Origin of the sequence: Mucilaginibacter sp. (assembly GCF_035492695.1) — a bacterium.
GTDB lineage: Bacteria > Bacteroidota > Bacteroidia > Sphingobacteriales > Sphingobacteriaceae > Mucilaginibacter.
The window spans coordinates 589,337-596,369 of record NZ_DATJJC010000012.1 but is presented as its reverse complement, the minus strand read 5'-3'; the positions used below and the strand labels follow the sequence as shown (position 1 = coordinate 596,369).

Here is a 7,033-nt window from a genome sequence, read left to right as displayed (position 1 = left end):
ACCTTTCCCTTTTTACCTTTCTCCTTTCACCTGTCTTCTTTACAGTATCCCTATCCTTCTTAAATTGACAGTGTATATCTTCCCTTAGGATTCTATACCCCGCTGCGCTTTATTGATTATTCCAGTTTCTTAAAGAACTTTTATTGTTCACTGTCGCAGTGAACTTTTATTTAAAATCCCGCAGGATTTAAATTTTTTAGCTATTTGCCTCGTTACCGAAGCGGCTGCAAAGATGGGAATAATTTAGTATATGTGTCAAGTGCTATTTTCACTTTTTTCAAATATATTTTTTTTACTCCGAATCTTTCAAAAAACAACCCTTTTTGTGGAAGGGGAGACAAATGTAAGGAGAATCCCGCGACCTGCCAAAAGAAATATTAAATTAATGTTTAACCTGTTGTAAACTAAGCAGTATGAATTATCATCGAAAACCAATTTGTCACAACCCACTGTTTCGTATCTTTGAAAACTAATATGAACGCTGCCAAATTTCCGCCAAATTTTATTTCACAATTATCCGGCTCGCCGGGATTTGACCGCGAAAATTTTATCGAAGCGCACCAATCGGCCGATGCGATCACCTCTGTCCGGCTCAATCCGTTTAAGAAAATACCAGCCCCAACCAACACCCGGGTTCCGTGGTGCGGCGAAGGTTACTACCTGGATAGCCGCCCGTCGTTCACCTTCGACCCTTTATTTCACGCCGGGTGTTATTATGTGCAAGAGGCATCGTCCATGTTTATAGGACACATCCTGAATCATATAAAAAGCGAAGAATCTGTCAAAGTGCTCGACCTTTGTGCTGCGCCGGGGGGCAAAAGCACACTGATCAGTTCTGTTATTAATAAGGATGACCTGCTGGTAGCCAACGAGATCATTAAAACACGCGTACCGGTGCTTACCGATAACCTGACGCGCTGGGGGCCATCCAATACCATCGTCACTAATAACGATCCGAAAGACTTTGGCCGGCTGAAAGGCTTTTTCGATATCATATTAGTTGATGCTCCTTGTTCGGGTTCGGGTATGTTTCGTAAGGACCCGGATGCCATGAACGAATGGAGTGAGAGCAACGTTAACCTTTGCCAGCAGCGACAGGAACGTATTTTAGCCGATGTTTACCCGGCTTTAAAAGAGGATGGTTATCTTATATATAGTACCTGCTCCTACTCGGTACAGGAAAATGAGCATATAATAGACTGGCTTTGTGATACTTTTGAACTGGAAAGTATCCGGATACCTGCAGATACAGAATGGGGCATAGTGGAAAGCCAGTCCGAAAAGCACAAAGCCTGGGGCTACCGCTTTTATCCCGGCAAGGTAAAAGGCGAAGGTTTGTTCGCAGCCTGTCTGCGTAAAAAAGAGAATACCGGTGAAATGCCCAATACCAAATACAAGGAACAGCAAAAGGCCAACTATAAAGAAGCCGACCTGGTAAAACCTTATATCAACGAGCCGGACAACTGCTATTACTTTAAGGTGAACGATGATTGGCTGGCCATAGATAAGGTGCATAAAGAAAGTATGGCAACTTTATCTCAATTTTTATACATCAAAAAATCAGGTGTACGGATTGGGAAACTGGCCGGACGCGACCTGATACCCGACCATGAACTGGCCTTAAGCCTGATCATTAATAAAAACAAGTTCCTGCAAACCGAACTGACCAGAGAGCAGGCGATACAATACCTGCGCCGGGATAATATTACCGGCCTTAATATAAATGATAAAGGCTGGAGCCTGATGACTTACGAAGACCACCCGCTGGGCTGGGCGAAGTTGCTGCCGAACAGGATCAATAATTATTATCCGAAGGAGATAAGGATATTAACTACTCAGATATCTATTAGAGATTGACGTTTAAAAAATATCGATTTGACTATTTGACATTTTTTTATTATATTATGTAGCATATTAATATAATAAACTTATGGCATATATAATGGTAGACATCGAAAGCGATGGCCCAATACCAGGCGACTATTCGATGATTTCTTTTGGCGCTGTCCTGGTGAACGATGAACTTGACAAAACTTTTTATGGTAAACTGAAACCTATATCTGAAAAGTATGACCCCGAAGCACTAGCTGTGTCCGGGCACTCTCGCGAAGAAGTAGCGAATTTTGAAGACCCAGCAAACGTGATGGCTGATTTTGCAGTGTGGATTAAAACAGTTTGCAAAGACAGGCCTATCTTCATAAGTGACAATAACGGATTCGACTGGATGTTTATTTGCTGGTATTTCCACCATTTCACGGGGAACAATCCATTTGGTTTTAGTTCGCAAAATCTGGGGAGCTTGTACAAGGGTATAGAAAAGGATACTTTCACAACATTTAAGCATTTGCGAAAAACAAAGCATACGCACAACCCAGTTGACGATGCAAGAGGAAATGCAGAAGCATTGTTGACAATGAAACGAGAATACGGGCTAAAGATCAAATTTTAGAGCGAGTTATGTTATGCCTGTATCGCATTAGGGATGGCAGCGGAACCGGCCCCGTGCTTAAAGCCTTGCAGGCGACGTACCAGCCCGGCCCGCCGTTAAGCGGGAAATGCCCTAATCAAAAACCTCAATATTGCCCTATCGACAACAGCACCAGCGTACAGGCATAATCGGTTTAGCCTCACCCCAGCCCTCTCCAAGGGAGAGGGAGTTTTAATATTGCCCTATTGAAAGTAAAACTAAAGTACACGCATATTCGGTTTCAATGCCTTTTTCAGTAGCCAGGCGGCGCAGTTCCGAATTTTCGGTGCCGGGATTAAAGATGATCCGTTTGGGATTGGTTTCTAAAATATAATTGTAAAGACCTTTTTGGTTTTGCGGACCTACATATAAAGTAATGGTATCAATATCCCGGTGTATGGCTTCCGGCTTTTCAATAGGTACTCCAGCCACTTCTCCTGTTCGTACTCCTACATTCACTATGCTGTGTCCGCTGCGCACCAGCCGGTTGGCGGCAAGGTTTGCGTAACGACCCTCGGTGGGTGTGGCACCCAGCACCAATGTTTTTTTATTGCTCATTTTATTTGTTTGATTTCACCGATTTTGATCAGCGTAGTCATGTTACAATCGATGTAATCGCTATTCATAAACCTGTATAATTCTTGTCAATATCGCTATTTGCCCTGCATGGTATACGTGATGCAGTATCAAACCGTTTACTAATTCTTCATTGGTTACACCAGTACCCAGGCCAGGTTCGCGCTTCTCATTCATTAATTCCACCCATTGTTCTTCGGGAAAGTTCAGAATAACACCGGACAAATTTACATTCACCAGCTTCAGATCATTAACATAATTGTGCCATTTTTGTTCATCAGGCGCACCTACAGGCGGCCAGTCGCCGCTCAGGGGCTGGCTCGCTTCCTTGCCGTTCAGCCTGTCCAGCACCTCTTCCGTCCAGCTAAGCATGTGCAGCACAATTTCGGCAATGGTGTGCGCTGCGCCGGGCGCCTTCTCAAACGCTGTCTCGAAGCTAACCCCGTCTATAATACTGTAAACAGAATTGCCATACCAGGGATCGCCGGAGAGGACGTTTTGGAGCGCGTGGTTTAATTTTTCTGATGTCGTCATAGTTTGTTTAAATTGTATTTGTGCTTATTGTCAGAATCAGAATTTACAGAATTAATGAATTAGCAGAATTAAAGCCTGGCCGAATCTGTAGGATTCAGGAAATTCTAAAATTCTGATTCAGTCAATTTTGGGCGTACCCCTTCGGGTCGCGCTATCCATTCATACGCCTGCAGGCTTTACGCTCATGGGCCGGTATCCATTGCTATCGCTTACGCATTTTTACCCACTCTGTCGACCATGTCGACATCTCTCCCTAAATTTAAGGAGAGAATAAAAAGCTCCTCCCCTATCCTTAGGGGAGGCTGGGAGGGGTCAGGCCAACATTTTCGCCGCTGCTACCGCACAATTTATCCCGTCTATCGCCGCCGAAATAATTCCGCCTGCATAACCGGCCCCTTCTCCGCATGGGAATAAACCCTGCACCTGCGGGTGCTGCAAGGTTTCTTTATCCCTTGGTATTTTCACCGGCGACGATGTACGCGATTCTACACCCACCAAAATCGCTTCGTTGGTATAATAACCCTTCATCTTCTGGCCAAATACCGGTAAGGCTTTCCTTAACCGCCCGGCTATCCAACCCGGCAAGACTTCGTCCAAATTTATGGTTTTTGTACCGGGCAGGTAAGAGTTTTTCGGCAGATCGGCAGAAATGCGTCCCTGTACAAAATCCACCATGCGCTGTGCCGGGGCCACTAAATTGCCACCGCCGGCGGTAAATGCTATTTGCTCTATCTCCTGCTGAAAGCGGAGCAGTTTGAAAGGATCGCCATCATCGCCCTTAACATCTTCCAAATTGATCTGCACCACCGTACCCGAATTAGCATAAGGGTTATTCCTTTTCGACGGGCTCCAGCCATTCACTACGATCTCTTTGTCTTCCGTAGCACAGGGTGCAATAATACCGCCCGGGCACATGCAAAAGGAGAACACACCACGACCCTCGACCTGTTCCACCAAACTATAATAAGATGGTGGCAGGTATTCGCCCCTGTCCTCGCAATGGTATTGCGCTCTATCAATAATTTCCTGCGGGTGCTCTATCCTCACGCCCAGGGCAAAGGGCTTGGCTTCAATCAGGATATTTTGGCGGTGCAGCATCCCAAAAATATCACGCGCCGAATGGCCCGTGGCTAAAATCACGGCATCGGCTTTCCGGGCTTCGCCACCGGTTATTTTTACGCCTTTGATCTTGCCAAATTCAACCATTAACCCGGTTACCTTAGTATCAAAATGCACCTCGCCGCCGGCGTTCTGAATAGATTCGCGCATAGCGGTAATAATGCCAGGCAATTTGTTGGTGCCGATATGCGGCCGCGCATCTATCAAAATATCTTCATCGGCGCCGTGCGCCACGAAGGTTTTTAGCACCTGGTTCACATCGCCGCGCTTCGTGGATCGGGTGTATAGTTTCCCGTCCGAATACGTTCCTGCGCCGCCTTCGCCGAAGCAATAGTTTGATTCCGGGTTTACCAAGCCTTTCTTGTTGATATTGGCCAGGTCGCGGCGGCGCTGTTTTACATCCTTGCCGCGTTCTAAAATAATCGGTTTTAAACCTGATTCAATACATTGCAAAGCGGCAAATAACCCTGCCGGACCGGCACCTATAATAATAACCGGCCTGGCGTTTTTTACATTGGGATATTTAATGATATAGCTTTCGGGCTGATAAGCCTCGTTAATAAATGCCCGCACCTGCATCCGGTAAACCACCTTACGGCCGCGCGCATCGATAGAGCGCTTGAGAATTTTTAGACCACTAATTTGATTGGCTGATATATTTAAGGCTGAGGCGGCGAGTTTTTTTAAAGCGGCTTCGTCCCCGTGCTGCTCCGGCTGGCAGACAATTTCGGTCTCTTTGATCATGCTGTTGCCCGGTTTTTATCCGGGATAGGACAAAGGTAACGAATAGTGATCAGAGATTGGTGAATAGTGATCAGTTGCCTTTCTGACTTGCCATTAGTTACCCCTCGTTTTGAACGAAAACCGGCGCAGGTTCTTCCGTTTTCAGCTTGCCCGGTTTTAACAAAAACCTGATCGCCTTTAACAACCTGTTCCTGCTGGTAACACCCAATTCAGGGTTTGTTTTCAAAAAACCACCCCGTAAAGCAGACGCTGTTTTATCGGCAGATACAGGCGTCCATCCAGGAGGCATGAAGATATACAGTAATTTATTTTTGAACCCGCGTGCATTTTTTACATCGCGCCACAACAGGTATATCTCTCCAAAATAAAGGTCGGTGAAATTGGTAATATCCAGATCGCGCGTTACACCATACTCTGCTTTCACCTCCTTTTTAAACGGTTGCAATGTGCCGAATATCCAATCCCATACGGGCAGGGCCGAAGCAAAATTGGTGTCGATGTACAGCGGGTTTTTTGAATGGTGCACCCGGTGGTGCGACGGTGTGATAACCAAATGCTGCAGCAGGCCCATTTGCCCGTTTTTCAAGCTGTCTTCACTAACATGAACAAATATCCCCCACACGTTGTCGATAGACAGCAGAACTATGAACATAACCGGGTTGACACCTAAAAGCGTTAAAATAAGCAAATGAATAAACACAGAATAATAACCTTCCGCAAAAAAATGAACCCAGTTTACCGCCATATTGATCTGGACCGGCGCATGGTGCGGCGCATGTATACACCATAATAACCGTACGCGATGACAAGTAAAATGGAATATCCACGAAGAGAGTTCCCAGCATATATAACCATATATCCAGTTGTACCAGGTTAAGCTAACTGTAAAAAGGGCAAGTTTCTGAAAATGAGGCGCCCATATCCAAAACATATTGATGAGGATAAGCTTTGGCAAAAGCTGGTGGATCAGCATCGCCATGAAAGAGGGTTTATAATTTACAGAGAGTTTGTTAAAGATAGCTTTGAGCCGGCTACGCCCCTTAAGGGCATTCCCTTCGTGCCTGAAAAGGTGAATAACGAAAAATATGATTTCACCTAAAACGAGCGTTGCGTTCAATATAGCCATCACGGCAATAGCGCTCATATGATAATCGTGCGCTATGAAAGGGGCAATTATTGCGCCGATATATCCTTGCCCATGTACAGAGGCACGCATATACAGCCAGTAAGACGACAGCAGTTTGTACATAACAAAGCCAATGGCGAAAGCGAAGATCACGTTCTCGGCACCCTTCCAATTTTTACCCGGCTTTTTAAAACTCATTTATTGTCATAAATACCAAACAGTGTCAACAAAATTAAAAACTTCGTTGACATTACCTTCATTTATACCGCATTGGCGTGTTGCCGGTTGCATAAATTTCGCCAATGGCTGGCACTACCCTAAAAACGCCGTTTTGGCAAAGGGGTGAAAAACGTCCGCTTTTGTTTCACCCACTGTACGATTCCGAACGCTTTCGTAGTTGAGTTAAATTTTAATTATTTGAAAATCAATTGTTTGCCAAATGGCACACACATTGGCATAGGTGTATC

The 7,033-nt window shown here is 45.2% G+C and carries 6 protein-coding genes; 2 read left to right on the top strand and 4 right to left on the bottom strand.

All coding sequences use genetic code 11. The features are described 5' to 3' along the window. The first annotated feature begins 474 nt into the window (after positions 1-474). Together VL525_RS09415 and VL525_RS09410 are read left to right on the top strand one after the other, a co-directional pair. Positions 475-1,857: a methyltransferase RsmF C-terminal domain-like protein gene (locus VL525_RS09415; protein WP_325385743.1), complete on the top strand. Its 1,383-nt coding sequence runs from the start codon at positions 475-477 to the stop codon at positions 1,855-1,857. A gap of 85 nt (positions 1,858-1,942) precedes the next feature. Continuing rightward, positions 1,943-2,449, top strand: a complete 507-nt coding sequence (locus tag VL525_RS09410; RefSeq protein WP_325385741.1) for an exonuclease — start codon at positions 1,943-1,945, stop codon at positions 2,447-2,449. Positions 2,450-2,659: 210 nt separating this feature from the next. Here VL525_RS09410 and VL525_RS09405 read toward each other — a convergent pair whose 3' ends face one another. From VL525_RS09405 to VL525_RS09390, 4 genes are all read right to left on the bottom strand, one after another. Beyond that, positions 2,660-3,025 (bottom strand): CoA-binding protein, encoded by a 366-nt coding sequence (locus tag VL525_RS09405; protein ID WP_325385739.1) that lies wholly within the window; start codon positions 3,023-3,025, stop codon positions 2,660-2,662. 60 nt (positions 3,026-3,085) lie between these two features. Next, a complete protein-coding gene (locus VL525_RS09400) occupies positions 3,086-3,577 on the bottom strand; it encodes a hypothetical protein (protein WP_325385737.1) in 492 nt (163 codons plus the stop codon). Positions 3,578-3,889: 312 nt separating this feature from the next. Next, on the bottom strand, positions 3,890-5,440 hold the full coding sequence (locus VL525_RS09395) for an NAD(P)/FAD-dependent oxidoreductase (protein ID WP_325385735.1): 1,551 nt from the start codon (positions 5,438-5,440) through the stop codon (positions 3,890-3,892). A gap of 97 nt (positions 5,441-5,537) precedes the next feature. After that, positions 5,538-6,764 carry a sterol desaturase family protein gene (locus tag VL525_RS09390; RefSeq protein ID WP_325385733.1) on the bottom strand — a complete coding sequence of 409 codons (1,227 nt, stop codon included), beginning with the start codon at positions 6,762-6,764 and terminating at the stop codon, positions 5,538-5,540. Positions 6,765-7,033 lie beyond the last annotated feature (269 nt).